The organism is Klebsiella sp. AqSCr (assembly GCF_008452795.1).
Classification (GTDB): domain Bacteria; phylum Pseudomonadota; class Gammaproteobacteria; order Enterobacterales; family Enterobacteriaceae; genus Klebsiella; species Klebsiella pneumoniae.
In genome coordinates this window covers 45,528-62,731 of record NZ_MJDM01000002.1, presented here as the reverse complement: position 1 = coordinate 62,731, position 17,204 = coordinate 45,528, and the positions used below count along the sequence as shown (strand labels likewise).

Sequence of the window (17,204 nt, the reverse complement as noted above, 5' to 3'; positions counted from 1 at the left end):
TTTCATCAGACAATCTGTGTGAGCACTACAAAGGCAGGTTCTTTAAGGTAAGGAGGTGATCCAACCGCAGGTTCCCCTACGGTTACCTTGTTACGACTTCACCCCAGTCATGAATCACAAAGTGGTAAGCGCCCTCCCGAAGGTTAAGCTACCTACTTCTTTTGCAACCCACTCCCATGGTGTGACGGGCGGTGTGTACAAGGCCCGGGAACGTATTCACCGTAGCATTCTGATCTACGATTACTAGCGATTCCGACTTCATGGAGTCGAGTTGCAGACTCCAATCCGGACTACGACATACTTTATGAGGTCCGCTTGCTCTCGCGAGGTCGCTTCTCTTTGTATATGCCATTGTAGCACGTGTGTAGCCCTGGTCGTAAGGGCCATGATGACTTGACGTCATCCCCACCTTCCTCCAGTTTATCACTGGCAGTCTCCTTTGAGTTCCCGGCCTAACCGCTGGCAACAAAGGATAAGGGTTGCGCTCGTTGCGGGACTTAACCCAACATTTCACAACACGAGCTGACGACAGCCATGCAGCACCTGTCTCACAGTTCCCGAAGGCACCAATCCATCTCTGGAAAGTTCTGTGGATGTCAAGACCAGGTAAGGTTCTTCGCGTTGCATCGAATTAAACCACATGCTCCACCGCTTGTGCGGGCCCCCGTCAATTCATTTGAGTTTTAACCTTGCGGCCGTACTCCCCAGGCGGTCGATTTAACGCGTTAGCTCCGGAAGCCACGCCTCAAGGGCACAACCTCCAAATCGACATCGTTTACGGCGTGGACTACCAGGGTATCTAATCCTGTTTGCTCCCCACGCTTTCGCACCTGAGCGTCAGTCTTTGTCCAGGGGGCCGCCTTCGCCACCGGTATTCCTCCAGATCTCTACGCATTTCACCGCTACACCTGGAATTCTACCCCCCTCTACAAGACTCTAGCCTGCCAGTTTCGAATGCAGTTCCCAGGTTGAGCCCGGGGATTTCACATCCGACTTGACAGACCGCCTGCGTGCGCTTTACGCCCAGTAATTCCGATTAACGCTTGCACCCTCCGTATTACCGCGGCTGCTGGCACGGAGTTAGCCGGTGCTTCTTCTGCGGGTAACGTCAATCGCCAAGGTTATTAACCTTAACGCCTTCCTCCCCGCTGAAAGTGCTTTACAACCCGAAGGCCTTCTTCACACACGCGGCATGGCTGCATCAGGCTTGCGCCCATTGTGCAATATTCCCCACTGCTGCCTCCCGTAGGAGTCTGGACCGTGTCTCAGTTCCAGTGTGGCTGGTCATCCTCTCAGACCAGCTAGGGATCGTCGCCTAGGTGAGCCATTACCCCACCTACTAGCTAATCCCATCTGGGCACATCTGATGGCATGAGGCCCGAAGGTCCCCCACTTTGGTCTTGCGACGTTATGCGGTATTAGCTACCGTTTCCAGTAGTTATCCCCCTCCATCAGGCAGTTTCCCAGACATTACTCACCCGTCCGCCGCTCGTCACCCGAGAGCAAGCTCTCTGTGCTACCGCTCGACTTGCATGTGTTAGGCCTGCCGCCAGCGTTCAATCTGAGCCATGATCAAACTCTTCAATTTAAGTTTGATGCTCAAAGAATTAAACTTCGTAATGAATTACGTGTTCACTCTTGAGACTTGGTATTCATTTTTCGTCCGAGGACGTTAAGAATCCATGTCACTTTGAGTGCCCACACAGATTGTCTGATAAATTGTTAAAGAGCAGTTGCGACGCGCTTTAGCGCTCTGTCGCGAGGTGGCGTATATTACGCTTTCCTCTTTCAGAGTCAACCCGTTTTTCAGGATTTTTCTCTGCAACCGAACCGGCTGTTTGTGTGAAGTGATTCACATCTGCCGTGTCAGTGGGAGCGCATTATAGGGAGTTCGCCGGAAGTAGCAAGCGTTAAAATAGAAAAATCTTATCGACCGCTCATTATTTGAACTTTTCGCTAATTCATCTTCTTACCATTAAAGGCGCAATCCCAGTGTTCATGCGGCCTGCAGCGCAATTTACGCTAAGATCGGTTTTTGGAAAAAATGTGATTTTTCTCTCTTACCCAACGCCATTATCGCGTCGATGGTGAATTAAGCACCACTCTTGACCCACGACAATGCGCCCGCCCGGCCCTCATTTCTATAATCAGGCCCGTTTCTTCTTACTGGTAATAATCGATGGCTTATCAACTCAACATTAACTGGCCCGAGTTTTTAGAAAAATACTGGCAGAAACAGCCGGTGGTATTAAAAAACGCGTTTCCGGACTTCGTCGACCCGATTACTCCGGACGAGCTAGCCGGATTAGCCATGGAGCCGGAAGTCGACAGCCGGCTGGTCAGCCTGAAAAACGGCAAATGGCAGGCCAGCAATGGTCCTTTTGAACATTTCGACGGGCTGGGCGAAACCGGTTGGTCCCTGCTGGCCCAGGCGGTAAACCACTGGCATATGCCTGCCGCCGAGCTGGTGCGTCCGTTCCGCGTACTGCCGGACTGGCGCCTGGACGACCTGATGATCTCCTTCTCCGTCCCCGGCGGCGGTGTCGGCCCGCATATCGATCAGTATGACGTCTTTATTATTCAGGGCATGGGCAGCCGCCGCTGGCGCGTGGGTGACAAGCTGCCGATGCGTCAGTTCTGTCCGCATCCGGCACTGCTGCACGTCGATCCGTTCCCACCGATCATTGATGAAGATCTGCAGCCAGGCGACATCCTCTATATTCCACCGGGATTCCCGCACGACGGCATAACCCACGAAACCGCCCTGAACTACTCCGTCGGCTTCCGCGGGCCAAACGGCCGCGACCTGATCAGCAGCTTCGCCGACTATGTGCTGGAGAACGATCTCGGCGGCGAGCACTACAGCGATCCGGACCTCACCTGCCGCGAGCATCCGGGCCGGGTTGAAGAGTATGAACTCGAACGTCTGCGCACCATGATGATCGATATGATTCGCCAGCCGGAAGACTTCAAGCAGTGGTTCGGCAGTTTCGTCACCACCCCGCGTCACGAGCTGGATATTGCGCCGGCGGAACCACCGTATGAAGAAGAGGAAGTGGTCGATGCGCTGCTGGGTGGTGAAAAGCTTTCCCGCCTGAGCGGCCTGCGCGTTCTGCATATCGGCGACAGCTTCTTCGTGCATAGCGAACAACTCGACACCACCGATGCCGAAGCGCTGGATGCGCTGTGTCGCTATACCTCATTAGGCCAGGAAGAGCTCGGCAGCGGCCTGCAGAATCAGGCGTTCGTGAGCGAACTGACGCGGCTGATTAATCAGGGCTACTGGTACTTCGAAGAGTAAGAGAGTCGCGATACTGCGGGCAGCCGCCTGGCGCTGCCCGGTTTCTTTTATGACTCATCGTCAGTAAAGAGCTGTTCAATCGATTTGGTCGGATAAAACAGTAAGTTACTATTTTCATCCACGAGCTGTATAAACCCCAGACGAAGATAGAATGCTTTAGCCTTCTCATTAAGGGCTTCAACAAACAATCCGTAGATGCCAACGGCTTTAGACGCTCCCCACACCACTCGCATCGCATGGGCAACCAACATCTCTCCCCAGCCCAGCCCCTGAACAGATTTATCAATGGCCAGCCGCCCGAGGGTTACGCTTGGCGCATTTTGATACGGGATTTTCTTTTGCTGAGTTTTAGACGGCAACATGCCTCGCTCGAAACAACTCCCCGATAAGGTGTAATAACCCAGCAACCTGGGAACGGTATCCCCGGAGACCAGCGCATAACCCCTTAAGATTTGTCCATCGTGCTGCCGCTTGAGGTGCTCTTTTAAAAACGTATTCAGCGCTTCCTCGCCGCAATCAAATCCAGTGATATCGTAGCTGAACGCATCGGCAATCATCTCAATCGTCAGTTGCTGCTCCATTAGCTCTACCTTACCTGGTTTGTAGACGCTTCGCTGCACGTTTCAGTCGATCATTCGGGGCTGGCGGTTGGGTAATCGCCTCCATCACCAGGCTCCATGATTGCTCATTGAGGACCCTTCTGCGGTGCTGCTCAATCACTTCCGCAGCACGTTCTGAGGCACTGGCAACCACAAACTGGGTAATCGTCTGATTCGAAATTGCCGCAGCTTCCTCGATGATGCTCTTATCATCATCGGTTAATCTCAAATCTATACGCTGCTTTTTAAGTGCGGGCATACGTTATCTCCGGCCTGTTGCAAACTTCATGTACGGTTATTTTCCGTACATTTAATATAGCGACAGAAAGCCACATACTCAACTATCACTCGCGGATTGCGCCTATTTCGGCAACACCACAATAAACCGCGTCGAGCGCAGATCGGACTGCGCCGCCACGCTGCCGTGGTGGGCTCCGACAATCGATTTCACAATCGCCAGGCCGATGCCGCTGCCCTCCCCTTTGCGCTGGCGCGAGGGGTCGACGCGATAGAAACGGTCAAACAGGCGCGGCAGATGCTCGGCGGCAATCGGCGTACCGGGGTTCTCCACCACCAGGCGTACCGTCTCCGCGCTTTCGCTCAACTGGATGGTCACCGCCTGCCCGGCAGGCGTGTAGCGGATCGCATTCGACAGCAGGTTGCTGATTGCCCGCCGCAGCATCAGCGGATCGCCAATCACCCGGCAATGGCTACCGACAAAACGCAGCGCCACCGCCTTCTCTTCCGCCCACGCTTCGAAAAACTCAAACACCTTATGCACTTCCTCGGCCAGATCCAGCGCCTGTTGCTCAGGGATCAGCTGGTTATTATCCGCCTGAGCGAGGAACAGCATATCGCTGACCATCCGCGACATCCGCGAGAACTCTTCGAGATTGGAATACAACACCTCTTCCAGCTCCTGCGGGCTGCGGCTCTGGCTTAAGGCGATTTCGGTTTGCGTCACCAGGTTGGTAATCGGCGTGCGGATTTCATGGGCGATATCGGCGGAGAAGTTGGACTGGCGGGTAAAGACATCCTCTATGCGCTCCAGCATATGGTTAAACGACAGCGCCAGCCGCTCCAGCTCGACAGGCACCGCCTGCGGGTCAAGGCGCACGTCGAGATCCCGCGAGGTAATATTCTGGATCTGGCGACTGATCTGGCGGATCGGCTTATGCCCCTGGTAGACCACAAACAGCACAATGGCGATGATCAGCAGGCTGATTATCGACGCCGCGGAGATCAGCTTCGCTTTCAGCTCATTAATATAGTGCAGGTGAAAATCGATGGATAAGGCCATCAGCAGGTGGTACGCCGGTTTACCGTCCGCCTGCTTGCCCAGCGGCAGCATGATCAGCCGCCAGGCGCGGGTCTCCAGTGGATGATTATCGTGCGCCATTGCCCGCGGCTGCGGATCGGTCCATGAAATCACATTCCCGTCGCGGAGCTGCATCGCCAGCCCCGGCGTACTCAGCATATGGCTGAGATCCGGCCCGTTGGGCGACTGGAACAGAATATTGCCCTGGCCATCGTCCAGGCAGATGAAGACGTTGGCGTAGCCCGCAATGATATTCTTCACGATCTCCAGCCGCCGCGCCGGTGGGTAGTCAGCGTGGTCGAGGACCGTCTCCAGGGTGGTGCTGAGCTGTCTGAGATCGTGAACGTCGCGCTCTTCAAAGTGGGCCTTCACCGAATGGATCATGATCCAGGTGAAGGCGAAGAAGGCAATGATGGTGGCGAGGCTAATAAAGAAGGTCAGCCGGGTGGCCAGGGAAAAGGGGCGCTTAGCGGCCATCCGGCACCTCAAGCATATAGCCTACGCCGCGCACGGTCTGGATCAGCTTCGGCTCGAAGTCGTTATCGATTTTAGCGCGCAGCCGCTTCACCGCCACGTCGATGGCGTTAGTGTCACTGTCAAAATTCATATCCCAGACCTGCGAGGCAATTAACGACCGCGGCAGCACCTCGCCCTGATGACGCAGGAAGAACTCCAGCAGCGTGAATTCCTTACTGGTCAGGGTGATGCGGGTGGCGCCGCGCGTCACCTTGCGGCTGACCAAATCGACGCTGAGATCGGCCGCCTGAAACTGGCTTTCGACGATGACCGCCGCCCCGCGGCGCAGCAGAGTACGCACCCGCGCCAGCAGCTCCGCAAAGGCGAACGGTTTTACCAGATAGTCGTCAGCGCCCAGCTCCAGCCCCTTCACCCGATGCTCAATGGTGCCCAACGCGGTAAGCAGCAGGATCGGCATGCCTTTCCCGGCGGCGCGCAGCATGCGCACGATATCCCAACCGTTCACATCCGGCAGCATGATGTCGAGGATCAGCAGATCGTAATCGCTGGTCATCGCCAGGTGATAGCCGTTGAGGCCGTTATCGGCCAGGTCGACGACGAAGCCGGCCTCGGTGAGCCCTTTGGTCAGGTACTCTCCGGTTTTCTTCTCATCTTCGACAATCAAAATCTTCACGGCAGGCTCCTTCACGTGCGCTTTGTGCGGGTATTCAATTTTAGAGGAGCGCCTCCGGATAGCAATGAAATATCAGGAAAATGACAGCTTTGTCATTTTCCCGTCACGCCCTGAACAGAGCCCGCTACGTAAAGTAGCCGCCATGGATAAATCGTCGAAACCGTCTGCCGCCATGCGTTCAATACAGCTACTTACCCTCAGCGTGATATTTGCCTTAACCGGCTGTCTGTCGCTCGCTCCGGACTACCAGCGCCCCGCAGCGCCGGTACCGCAGCAGTTCTCTCTCAGCCAGAACAAGCTGGTTACTGCGACAGCGGGCTACCAGGAGACCGGCTGGCGCACCTTTTTCGTCGACCCGCAGGTGAAAAGCCTGATTAGCACCGCGCTGGCCAACAACCGCGATCTGCGGATGGCGACGCTGAAAGTGCAGGAAGCCCGCGCCCAGTACCGGGTTACCGACGCCGACCGCTACCCGCAATTGAACGGTGACGGCAGCACCACCTATGGCGGCAAGCTTAAAGGCGACACCACCACCAGCAGCGATTATGCCGCCGGCCTGAATCTCAGCTATGACCTCGACTTCTTTGGCCGGCTGAAAAACCTTAGCGAGGCCGACCGACAGAACTTCTTCGCCAGCGAAGAGGCGCGGCGCGCAGTGCATATCCTGTTGATTGCTAACGTTTCACAAAGCTACTTCAACCAGCGACTGGCGGCAGCGCAGCTGCAGGTGGCCAACGATACCTTACAGAACTATCAGCAGTCTTACGCCTTCGTTGAAAAACAGCTGCTGACCGGGAGCACCACCGTGCTGGCGCTGGAACAGGCGCGCGGCATGATCGAAAGCACCCGCGCCGATATCGCCAAACGTCAGGGCCAGCTGGCGCAGGCCAATAACGCCCTGCAGCTACTGCTCGGCAGCTATCAACATCTGCCGGACGATAGCGCCAGCAGCGCGGTAGACCTGCAAGGCGTAACCCTGCCGCCATCGCTCTCCTCAGCGATCCTGCTGCAGCGGCCGGATATTCTGGAAGCCGAACACAGCCTGCAAGCGGCCAACGCCAACATCGGCGCCGCACGGGCGGCCTTCTTCCCGTCGATCACCCTAACCAGCTCGCTCTCCGGCAGCAGCAGCGAGCTCTCCAGCCTGTTTAACGCCGGCGGCGCGATGTGGAACTTTATCCCCAAAATTGAACTGCCAATTTTCAACGCCGGGCGTAATCAGGCCAACCTCGATCTGGCGGAAATCCGCCAGCAGCAGCAGGTGGTCAACTATGAACAAAAAATACAGTCCGCCTTTAAAGAGGTGGCCGACGCGCTGGCCCAGCGCCAGAGCCTGGCCGATCAGATTGCCGCCCAGCAGCGCTATCTCGCTTCACTAAATATCACCCTGCAGCGCGCCACCGCGCTCTATCGTCACGGCGCGGTCAGCTACATCGAAGTCCTGAGCGCCCAGCGCGACATTTTCACCACCCGACAAACCCTGCTGGAACTCAACTATTCCCGTCAGGCAAATGAAATCACCCTGTTCACCGCTCTCGGCGGCGGCTGGATGGAATAACCCAAGGAGTCCCGAACATGAATTCACTATCTAAAATCGCCCTGTTCACCCTGCTCTCTGGCGCGGTGTTCGCCGCCCAGGCCGCCGCCCCGCACGCAGGTATGGCGATGCACGAGCAGCACGCCGCCGCGCAGGCGCAAAGCATCAGCGGCAAAGGCGTCATTAAAGCTATTGATATGGATAACAAAAAAATCACTATCGCCCACGAGGCCATCCCGGCGGTGAACTGGCCGCCGATGACCATGCGCTTCACCATCACCCCGCAGACGCAGCTCAACAATGTGAAGGATGGCGACAGCGTGGATTTCACCTTCGTTCAGCAGGGCAATCTGTCGCTGCTGCAGGATATCCGCGCCCAATAACGGCCCGGCGACGGTAGGCCCCTCAACAACTGAATGGACGACACATGGCATCCCTGACACTGAAAAATACGGCGCTGATCCTCGGCAGCATGCTGATTGGCGGCGCGCTTACCGCGGCGCTGTATACCCGACTGACGCCGACCCACTCTGCCGCTCCGGCGGCCGAGCAGCAGCGTAAAGTGCTGTTCTGGTACGACCCGATGTACCCGAATACTCGCTTTGATAAACCGGGTAAATCGCCGTTTATGGATATGGATCTGGTGCCGAAATACGCTGATGAGGAGAGTGCTGCCGCCGGTGCGCCGGGGGTGCGTATCGACCCGACGCAGACCCAAAATCTCGGCGTAAAAACCGCCGCCGTCACCCGCGGGCCGCTGCGCTACGCCCAGACCTTCCCGGCCAACATCAGCTTTAACGAGTACCAGTATGTGATTATGCAGGCGCGGGCGGCGGGCTTTATCAATAAAGTCTATCCGTTGACCGTCGGCGACAAAGTGAAACAAGGCACGCCGTTACTCGAGCTGACCATCCCGGACTGGGTGGAAGCGCAGAGCGAATATCTGCTATTACAGGAGACCGGGGGCACCGCTACGCAGGTCGAGGGGATCCTCGAGCGTCTACGTCTCGCCGGAATGCCGGATGACGATATCCGCCGCCTGAAAACCACGCGTAAAATCCAGACCCGCTTTACTCTCAAAGCACCGATCGATGGCGTTATTACCGCCTTCGATCTGCGCGCCGGAATGAATATCGCCAAAGATAATGTGGTGGCGAAAATTCAGGGCATGGACCCGGTGTGGGTCAGCGTGGCGGTCCCCGAGTCCATCGCCTGGCTAATTAAAGACGCCTCGCAGTTCGCCATTCAGGTTCCCGCCTGGCCGGGCAAAACCTTCCGCATCAGCAAATGGACCCTTCTCCCCAGCGTCGATAGCGCCACCCGCACCCTGCAGCTGCGCCTGCAGGTCAACAACCCGGATGAAGCGCTGAAGCCGGGGATGAACGCCTATCTGCAGCTTACCAGCGAAAGCGCCCCGATGCTGCTGATCCCCTCCAAAGCGCTGATCGACAGCGGCAGCGAGCAGCGAGTGATCACCGTCGATAACGAGGGCCGCTTCGTGCCGAAAATCGTGCAGGTATTCCATGAATCCGCCGGCGTCACGGCCATTCGCAGCGGGCTGCAGGAGGGTGAGAAAGTCGTCGCCAGCGGCCTGTTCCTGATCGACTCGGAGGCCAATATCGCCGGCGCGCTGGAGCGCATGCGCGCGCAGGCCCCTGATGCCGCGGCCTCTGCCGCCCACGCGCACTAAGGAACGGAACCATGATTGAATGGATTATCCGCCGCTCGGTGGCCAACCGCTTCCTGGTGATGATGGCGGCGCTGTTTCTCAGCATCTGGGGAACCTGGACCATCATCCACACCCCGGTAGACGCCCTGCCGGATCTCTCTGATGTACAGGTGATCGTCAAAACCCGCTATCCGGGACAGGCGCCGCAGATCGTCGAAAACCAGGTCACCTGGCCGCTGACCACCACCATGCTGTCGGTCCCCGGCGCCAAAACGGTGCGCGGCTTCTCGCAGTTTGGCGACTCCTACGTGTACGTGATTTTTGAAGACGGCACCGATCCTTACTGGGCGCGCTCGCGGGTGCTGGAGTATCTCAACCAGGTGCAGGGCAAACTTCCCGCCGGGGTCAGCGCCGAAATGGGCCCGGACGCCACCGGCGTCGGCTGGGTCTTCGAATACGCGCTGGTCGACCGCAGCGGCAAACACGACCTTGCCGAACTGCGCTCGTTGCAGGACTGGTTCTTAAAATATGAGCTGAAAACCATTCCTAACGTCTCGGAAGTGGCGTCGGTGGGCGGCGTGGTCAAGGAGTATCAGATTGTCGTCGACCCGATGAAGCTGACCCAGTACGGCATCAGTCTCGGCGAAGTGAAATCGGCGCTGGACGCCTCTAACCAGGAGGCGGGCGGCTCTTCCGTCGAACTGGCGGAAGCCGAATATATGGTGCGCGCCAGCGGCTACCTGCAGACGCTCGACGACTTCAAAAATATCGTGCTGAAAACCGGGGATAACGGCGTGCCGGTCTATCTCGGCGACGTCGCGCGGGTGCAGATTGGCCCGGAGATGCGCCGCGGTATCGCCGAGCTTAACGGCGAGGGCGAAGTGGCCGGCGGCGTGGTGATCCTGCGCTCCGGCAAGAACGCCCGCGAGGTGATCTCGGCGGTCAAAGAGAAGCTGGCGTCGCTGCAAAGCAGCCTGCCGGAAGGGGTGGAAGTGGTCACCACCTACGACCGCAGCCAGCTTATCGACCGCGCCATCGATAACCTCAGCTACAAGCTGCTGGAAGAGTTTATCGTCGTCGCCCTGGTCTGCGCCCTGTTCCTGTGGCACGTGCGCTCGGCGCTGGTGGCGATTATCTCCCTGCCGCTCGGCCTGTGCTTCGCCTTTATCATGATGCATTTCCAGGGGCTCAACGCCAACATCATGTCGCTGGGCGGGATCGCCATTGCGGTGGGGGCGATGGTCGATGCCGCCATCGTGATGATTGAGAACGCCCATAAGCGGCTGGAGGAGTGGGAGCATCAGCACCCGGGAGAGAAGCTCAGCAACGACATCCGCTGGAAAATCATTACCGAGGCCTCGGTGGAGGTTGGCCCGGCGCTGTTTATCAGCCTGCTGATCATCACCCTGTCGTTTATCCCGATTTTCACCCTCGAAGGCCAGGAGGGCAAACTGTTCGGCCCGCTGGCCTTCACCAAAACCTGGTCGATGGCCGGGGCGGCGCTGCTGGCGATCGTGGCGATCCCGATCCTGATGGGCTTCTGGATCCGCGGCAGGATCCCGGCGGAGAGCAGCAATCCGCTGAACCGCTTTTTGATCCGCATTTATCAACCGCTGCTGCTGAAGGTCCTGCACTGGCCGAAGACCACCCTGCTGATCGCGCTCCTGTCGATCCTGACGGTTGTCTGGCCGCTTAACCGGGTCGGCGGCGAGTTTCTGCCGCAGATCAACGAGGGCGACCTGCTGTATATGCCGTCCACGCTGCCGGGGATCTCCGCTGCGCAGGCGGCGGATATGCTGCAGAAAACCGATAAGCTGATCATGACGGTGCCGGAAGTGGCGCGGGTGTTCGGCAAAACCGGCAAAGCCGAAACCGCCACCGACTCGGCGCCGCTGGAGATGGTGGAGACCACCATTCAGCTCAAGCCGCAGGATCAATGGCGACCGGGGATGACCATGGAGAAGATCGTCGAGGAGCTGGATAAAACCGTGCGCCTGCCGGGACTGGCGAACCTGTGGGTGCCGCCGATCCGCAACCGCATCGACATGCTCTCCACCGGCATCAAGAGCCCGATTGGCATTAAGGTTTCCGGCACTAACCTGGCCGATATCGACGCCATCGCCGAACAAATTGAAGGGGTGGCGCGCAGCGTGCCGGGAGTCACGTCGGCATTAGCCGAGCGGCTGGTCGGCGGGCGCTACCTCGACATTGATATTCATCGTGAGAAGGCGGCCCGCTACGGGATGACCGTCGGCGACGTGCAGTTGTTCGTCTCGTCCGCCATCGGCGGGGCGATGGTTGGCGAAACAGTGGAGGGCGTCGAGCGCTATCCGATCAACATCCGCTACCCGCAGAGCTATCGCGACAGCCCGGAGACCCTGCGCCAGCTGCCGATCCTCGCGCCGCTGAAGCAACAGATTGTCCTCGGCGACGTGGCTGAGGTGAAAGTGGTCACCGGACCATCCATGCTGAAGACCGAGAACGCCCGCCCGACCAGTTGGATCTACATCGACGCCCGCGACCGCGACATGGTGTCGGTAGTGCACGATCTGCAGCAGGCCATCGGCAAGGAGGTAAAGCTGAAGCCGGGCATCAGTGTGTCCTACTCCGGGCAGTTTGAGCTGCTGGAGCGCGCCAATCAGAAGCTGAAGCTGATGGTGCCGATGACGCTGATGATTATCTTCGTGCTGCTGTATCTGGCGTTCCGCCGCGTCGGCGAAGCACTGCTGATTATCACCAGCGTGCCGTTCGCCCTTGTGGGCGGGATCTGGTTCCTCTACTGGATGGGGTTCCATCTGTCGGTGGCCACCGGGACCGGCTTTATCGCCCTCGCCGGGGTGGCGGCGGAGTTTGGCGTGGTGATGCTGATGTACCTGCGCCATGCCATCGAGGCGGAGCCATCGCTGGAGAATCCGCAGACTTTCAGCGTCGATAAGCTCGACGAGGCGCTGTACCGGGGGGCGGTGCTGCGCGTGCGGCCGAAGGCGATGACCGTGGCAGTGATTATCGCCGGCCTGCTGCCGATTTTATGGGGCACCGGCGCCGGTTCGGAAGTCATGAGCCGTATCGCCGCGCCGATGATTGGCGGGATGATCACCGCCCCGCTGCTGTCGCTGTTTATCATTCCGGCGGCGTATAAGCTGATGTGGCTGTATCGGCATCGGGGCAAGCGTAGCCAATAGCCCGCCGCGTTTACGCCGGTCCGGGAAATTGGCTATAGTGGCGCCATTCTTCTGGCCGGCGTGAACGTCCCTATGAATCTGAACCTGGTATGTTATTCCCTGCTGCTGCTCACCGCCGTGGGCAGCGCCCTGCTGCCCTACCCGCTGGCGATGTGGTTTTTACTGAGCAGCCTTCTGACATGGCTTATCTATGGCGCCGACAAGCTGGCGGCGCGCAAAGCCTGGCGCCGGGTGCCGGAAACCACGCTGCTGGTGCTGGGCCTGGCGGGAGGCTGGCCGGGGGCCATCCTCGGCCAGCAGTGCTTTCGCCATAAAACGCAAAAGCAGCCCTTCCGGACGCGGTTTTTCATCAGCGTAGCGCTCAACGTGGCGGCGCTGGCCGGGCTGTACGTGGTTTATACCCATCTGCTCAGCCGCTAAGCGGCGAGGCTAGCGCGGCGTCTGGCGGATCCACACCAGGCGATCGACGTCAAAGCCCAGCTCGCGCGCGGTATTCAGGTAATCCTGCTTCACCGCCGCCGGAATGGTGGGGGTTCGCGACAGGATCCACAGATAGTCGCGGTTGGGGCCGCTGACCAGCGCGTACTGGTAGTCGTCGTCCAGGCGGATCACGTTATAGCCGCCGTAGAACGGCCCGAAGAACGACACCTTCAGCGCCGCAGTGGTGGGGGCGCCGGTGAAATAGGCTTTCCCGTCGCTCTCATTCCAGCGTTTTTTGACCGGGTCATAACCGCGGTTGACGACGCTGATCCCTCCGTCGCTGCGGGCGCCGTAGGTGGCGGTCACCTGCTCCAGGCCTCGCTCGAAGCGATTCTCCAGGCGGGCGACCTCATACCATTTTCCAAGGTACCGGCTGGCGTCAAACCCGCTAATCGGCTGAACGCCCTTCGGCGGCGTGGGCGATTTGCAGGCCACCAGGGTTAACGCGATAGCGACGCCGGTGACAACAGGCCATAGCTTCATGAGAACTCCTTTCATTTACGCGGTTGGGGAAAGTGTAGTGCAAAGCCACTACACTTCACGCCAGCCGTCGTGATTCGTAGTATATTGAGAATATTCTTTGTTAACAGGTGGCCTCCATGCCTTACTCCATCGGCGAATTTGCCCGACTATGCGGGATAAATGCGACCACGCTTCGCGCCTGGCAGCGCCGCTACGGCCTGCTTAAGCCGCTGCGCACCGATGGTGGACACCGTCTGTACAGCGATGACGACGTCCAGCAGGCGCTGAAGATCCTCGACTGGGTGAAAAAAGGGGTGCCGGTCAGCCAGGTGAAACCCCTGCTGTCGCGCCCCGGCGCGCGGCGCACCAACAACTGGCTGACGCTGCAGGAGACCATGCTGCAGCGGCTGAAAGAGGGAAAAATCGAGTCCTTGCGCCAGCTGATCTACGACGCCGGGCGCGAATATCCGCGCCAGGAGCTGGTAACCGAGGTGCTGCGTCCGCTGCGCAGCCAGGTCTCCGCCAACGTGCCGGCCATCATGACGCTGCGCGAAATTCTCGACGGCATCATCATCGCCTATACCTCGTTTTGCCTCGAAGGCGACAAGAAGGCGCCCGGGGACAACTTTCTGATCACCGGCTGGCACCTGACCGACGCCTGTGAAATCTGGCTTGAGGCGCTCAAACGTACCGGCCAGGGCCATCGCATCGACGTCCTGCCGGTGCCTCCCGCCGCCCTGGCGCCGGAGATTTTTCCCCAGCGCAACTGGCTGCTGGTCACCAGCGGCAAACTTTCCGCCGCCCGCCAGAGGCAGGTCGAACTCTGGCAGCAGCAGGTCGTCTCCCTCGAGATAATTCCGCTCTAACCCCCATGTTTTAACCTACATCCCCTCTCTGAGACGCCAGCGCCCGGTGGCGCGGCGGGCTCACGCTTGCCCTTTGCACCACCCGCGATTTTCACTCCTTAAAACACCAATCATAACAACATGATTTTTAACACAAATAAAATATATTTTTCTACAAACTTGGACAAATAATTTTATTTGTGTAAGTTTTAAGTATGCCATTACGCTACCGTATCTAGCCAGGATGTGATCCATGAGCACCTCGCCGTCCGTGATTCGTCGTTTCGTTGAGTACTACGCCGGGCTGGATGCACAGCCGCCCGCGGCGCTGGCCACGCTGTACCATCCGGACGCGACGCTGAGCGATCCTTTTGGTCAGCATCAGGGGCTGTTCGCCATTCAGCGCTACTTTACCCATCTGCTGGCCAACGTGGAGCAGTGCCGGTTCACCATCGACACGCCGCTTTGCGACGGCCAGCGGTTCGCCGTGACCTGGACCATGCACTGGTCGCATCCGCGCATTGCCGGCGGAGAAACCCTGGCCCTGCCGGGCTGCTCGGTGGTGGACATCGCCGGGGAGCAGGTTCTCCATCAGCGCGACTACTACGACGCCGGGGAGATGATCTACGAGCATCTTCCCCTGCTGGGCTGGGCGGTGCGCGGCGTGAAGCGGAGGGTGCGCTCATGATGACGGTGCTCATCACCGGCGCCAGCTCCGGGATCGGCGCCGGCCTGGCGAAATCCTTCGCGGCGGATGGCCATCTGGTCATCGCCTGCGGGCGCGATGCGTCGCGCCTGGCAGCGCTCCAGCAGCTCAGCCCCAACATCAGCGTACGCCTGTTCGATATGACAGACAGGGACGCCTGTCGCCAGGCGCTGACAGGCTGTTTTGCCGACCTGATCATTCTCTGCGCCGGGACCTGCGAATACCTCGACCACGGACAGGTGGATGCCGCCCTCGTGGAGCGGGTGATGGCCACCAACTTCCTCGGGCCGGTGAACTGCCTGGCAGCGCTGCAGACGCAGCTGGAGGCAGGCGATCGGGTGGTGCTGGTCAGCTCCATGGCGCACTGGCTGCCCTTCCCGCGCGCGGAAGCCTATGGCGCCTCCAAGGCGGCGCTGAGCTGGTTTGCCAATAGCCTGCGTCTGGACTGGGAGCCGAAAGGGGTGGCCGTCACGGTGGTCTCTCCGGGCTTCGTCGACACCCCGCTGACGCGCCAAAACGACTTCGCCATGCCCGGCCGGGTGAGCGTGGATCGGGCGGTGGCGGCGATCCGCCACGGTCTGGCGAAGGGCAAAAACCACATCGCCTTCCCCACCGGTTTCAGCCTGGCCCTGCGGCTGCTGGCCAGTCTGCCATCGGGTATCCAGCGCCTACTGTTGCGCAGGATGGTGCGCTCATGAACATCGCCATCATCGGCAGCGGCATCGCCGGGTTGACCTGCGCCTGGCGACTGGCCGGACACCATCAGGTAACGCTGTTCGAAGCGGGCGCCACGCCGGGCGGCCACACCGCCACCGTGGATGTCGCCACGCCGCAGGGCACCTGGGCCATCGATACCGGATTTATCGTCTACAACGATCGCACCTATCCGCGCTTTATGGGCCTGCTCAGCGAGCTGGGGATCGGCAGGCAAAAAACGCAGATGAGCTTCTCGGTCCACAACCCGGCCAGCGGCCTGGAATACAACGGCCACAGCCTGACCTCGCTCTTCGCCCAGCGGCGCAATCTGCTGAAGCCGGCCTTCTGGGGACTGCTGAGCGAGATCGTCCGCTTCAACCGCCTGGCGAAACTGGCGCTGACCGAGGCGCTGGATCCAGGCGCGACGCTGGAGAGCTTCCTCACCCGCCACCGTTTCAGCCCCTTCTTCGCCCGCCACTATATTCTGCCGATGGGGGCGGCCATCTGGTCGTCGTCGCTGCAGGAGATGCGTCGCTTCCCGCTGCCGCTGTTTTTGCGCTTCTTTGAAAACCACGGTCTGCTGGATATTCGCGATCGTCCGCAATGGTACGTGGTGCCCGGCGGTTCCCGGGAATACGTTCGCTCCCTGCTCGCCAGGCTCGGCGATCGCCTGGACCTGCGGCTCAACGCGCCGGTGCAGCAGGTGGACCGCCACCCGGCGGGGGTCACCCTGCGGCTGGCGTCCGGGGAGGCGCATTTTGACCAGGTGATCTTCGCCTGCCACTCCGCGCAGGCCCTGGCGATGCTGGCGGCGCCCACCGATTCCGAACGAGAAGTCCTCGGGGACATCGGCTGGCAGCGTAACGAGGTGGTGCTGCACAGCGATCCGCGCTGGCTGCCGGAGCGCCAGCGCGCCTGGGCCAGCTGGAACTATCGCCTGAGCGACGGGGATCGGGCCCGGGCCTGCGTCACCTACAACATGAATATTCTCCAGGGGCTGCCCGCGGGCGCGCCGCTGTTCTGCGTTACCCTGAACCCGGACGCGCCGGTGGACGATCGCTACGTCTGGCAGCGCTTCGTCTATGAGCATCCGCTGTTTAACCCGCAAAGCTGGTCGGCCCAGCTGCGGCGCGAAGAGATTAACGGCCAGCAGCGGAGCTGGTACTGCGGGGCCTACTGGTACAACGGCTTTCATGAGGATGGGGTGCGCAGCGCGCTCGACGTGGTGCAGGGCATCGCCGCGGCGGAGGGCCACTGAA

At 59.5% G+C, this 17,204-nt stretch carries 15 protein-coding genes and 1 rRNA gene; 10 read left to right on the top strand and 6 right to left on the bottom strand.

Annotated elements, in window-relative coordinates:
* Nucleotides 1-48: 48 nt before the first annotated feature.
* Nucleotides 49-1,588 (bottom strand): 16S ribosomal RNA (locus BHE81_RS01985).
* A 591-nt stretch (nucleotides 1,589-2,179) separates the two neighbouring features.
* Between BHE81_RS01985 and BHE81_RS01980 the strand changes: the two genes are divergently transcribed.
* Complete coding sequence (locus BHE81_RS01980) at nucleotides 2,180-3,301, top strand: cupin domain-containing protein (RefSeq protein WP_012737335.1); 1,122 nt, start codon at nucleotides 2,180-2,182, stop codon at nucleotides 3,299-3,301.
* 47 nt (nucleotides 3,302-3,348) lie between these two features.
* Here BHE81_RS01980 and kacT read toward each other — a convergent pair whose 3' ends face one another.
* The 4 genes from kacT to cusR all read right to left on the bottom strand — a co-directional run bounded on the left by kacT (nucleotide 3,349) and on the right by cusR (nucleotide 6,368).
* Nucleotides 3,349-3,882, bottom strand: coding sequence for a type II toxin-antitoxin system toxin KacT (gene kacT, locus BHE81_RS01975; RefSeq protein ID WP_014908042.1), 534 nt, complete (start codon nucleotides 3,880-3,882; stop codon nucleotides 3,349-3,351).
* 10 nt (nucleotides 3,883-3,892) lie between these two features.
* Nucleotides 3,893-4,159, bottom strand: a complete 267-nt coding sequence (gene kacA / locus BHE81_RS01970; RefSeq protein ID WP_023343051.1) for a type II toxin-antitoxin system antitoxin KacA — start codon at nucleotides 4,157-4,159, stop codon at nucleotides 3,893-3,895.
* A 102-nt stretch (nucleotides 4,160-4,261) separates the two neighbouring features.
* Nucleotides 4,262-5,695 carry a Cu(+)/Ag(+) sensor histidine kinase gene (locus tag BHE81_RS01965; protein ID WP_023343050.1) on the bottom strand — a complete coding sequence of 478 codons (1,434 nt, stop codon included), beginning with the start codon at nucleotides 5,693-5,695 and terminating at the stop codon, nucleotides 4,262-4,264.
* A complete protein-coding gene (cusR, locus tag BHE81_RS01960) occupies nucleotides 5,685-6,368 on the bottom strand; it encodes a copper response regulator transcription factor CusR (protein ID WP_002887273.1) in 684 nt (227 codons plus the stop codon). The genes BHE81_RS01965 and cusR overlap by 11 nt, the downstream gene beginning before the upstream one ends.
* 172 nt (nucleotides 6,369-6,540) lie before the next feature.
* Here cusR and BHE81_RS01955 point away from each other — a divergent pair, with 172 nt between their 5' ends.
* From BHE81_RS01955 to BHE81_RS01935, 5 genes are all read left to right on the top strand, one after another.
* Nucleotides 6,541-7,926, top strand: coding sequence for an efflux transporter outer membrane subunit (locus BHE81_RS01955; RefSeq protein ID WP_024623207.1), 1,386 nt, complete (start codon nucleotides 6,541-6,543; stop codon nucleotides 7,924-7,926).
* Between the two features lie 17 nt (nucleotides 7,927-7,943).
* Complete coding sequence (gene cusF / locus BHE81_RS01950; RefSeq protein ID WP_004192220.1) at nucleotides 7,944-8,288, top strand: cation efflux system protein CusF; 345 nt, start codon at nucleotides 7,944-7,946, stop codon at nucleotides 8,286-8,288.
* Nucleotides 8,289-8,332: 44 nt separating this feature from the next.
* Entirely contained in the window at nucleotides 8,333-9,595 is a 1,263-nt protein-coding gene (locus tag BHE81_RS01945) for an efflux RND transporter periplasmic adaptor subunit (protein ID WP_023343048.1), read from the top strand.
* Between the two features lie 11 nt (nucleotides 9,596-9,606).
* The gene (locus tag BHE81_RS01940) at nucleotides 9,607-12,756 is read left to right on the top strand and encodes a CusA/CzcA family heavy metal efflux RND transporter (RefSeq protein ID WP_023343047.1); all 3,150 of its coding nucleotides are present in this window, start codon (nucleotides 9,607-9,609) and stop codon (nucleotides 12,754-12,756) included.
* Between the two features lie 72 nt (nucleotides 12,757-12,828).
* Nucleotides 12,829-13,176 carry a DUF1294 domain-containing protein gene (locus BHE81_RS01935; protein WP_004177568.1) on the top strand — a complete coding sequence of 116 codons (348 nt, stop codon included), beginning with the start codon at nucleotides 12,829-12,831 and terminating at the stop codon, nucleotides 13,174-13,176.
* 9 nt (nucleotides 13,177-13,185) lie between these two features.
* Here BHE81_RS01935 and BHE81_RS01930 read toward each other — a convergent pair whose 3' ends face one another.
* Nucleotides 13,186-13,719 (bottom strand): lipocalin family protein, encoded by a 534-nt coding sequence (locus tag BHE81_RS01930; protein ID WP_002887259.1) that lies wholly within the window; start codon nucleotides 13,717-13,719, stop codon nucleotides 13,186-13,188.
* A 116-nt stretch (nucleotides 13,720-13,835) separates the two neighbouring features.
* Between BHE81_RS01930 and BHE81_RS01925 the strand changes: the two genes are divergently transcribed.
* The 4 genes from BHE81_RS01925 (at nucleotide 13,836) to BHE81_RS01910 (ending at nucleotide 17,203) form a co-directional block, all read left to right on the top strand.
* Entirely contained in the window at nucleotides 13,836-14,564 is a 729-nt protein-coding gene (locus BHE81_RS01925; protein ID WP_004192228.1) for a MerR family transcriptional regulator, read from the top strand.
* A gap of 232 nt (nucleotides 14,565-14,796) precedes the next feature.
* Entirely contained in the window at nucleotides 14,797-15,231 is a 435-nt protein-coding gene (locus BHE81_RS01920; protein ID WP_002887256.1) for a nuclear transport factor 2 family protein, read from the top strand.
* On the top strand, nucleotides 15,228-15,947 hold the full coding sequence (locus BHE81_RS01915; RefSeq protein ID WP_004177574.1) for an SDR family NAD(P)-dependent oxidoreductase: 720 nt from the start codon (nucleotides 15,228-15,230) through the stop codon (nucleotides 15,945-15,947). The genes BHE81_RS01920 and BHE81_RS01915 overlap by 4 nt, the downstream gene beginning before the upstream one ends.
* Complete coding sequence (locus BHE81_RS01910; RefSeq protein ID WP_004192230.1) at nucleotides 15,944-17,203, top strand: NAD(P)/FAD-dependent oxidoreductase; 1,260 nt, start codon at nucleotides 15,944-15,946, stop codon at nucleotides 17,201-17,203. The genes BHE81_RS01915 and BHE81_RS01910 overlap by 4 nt, the downstream gene beginning before the upstream one ends.
* Nucleotide 17,204: the final 1 nt, after the last annotated feature.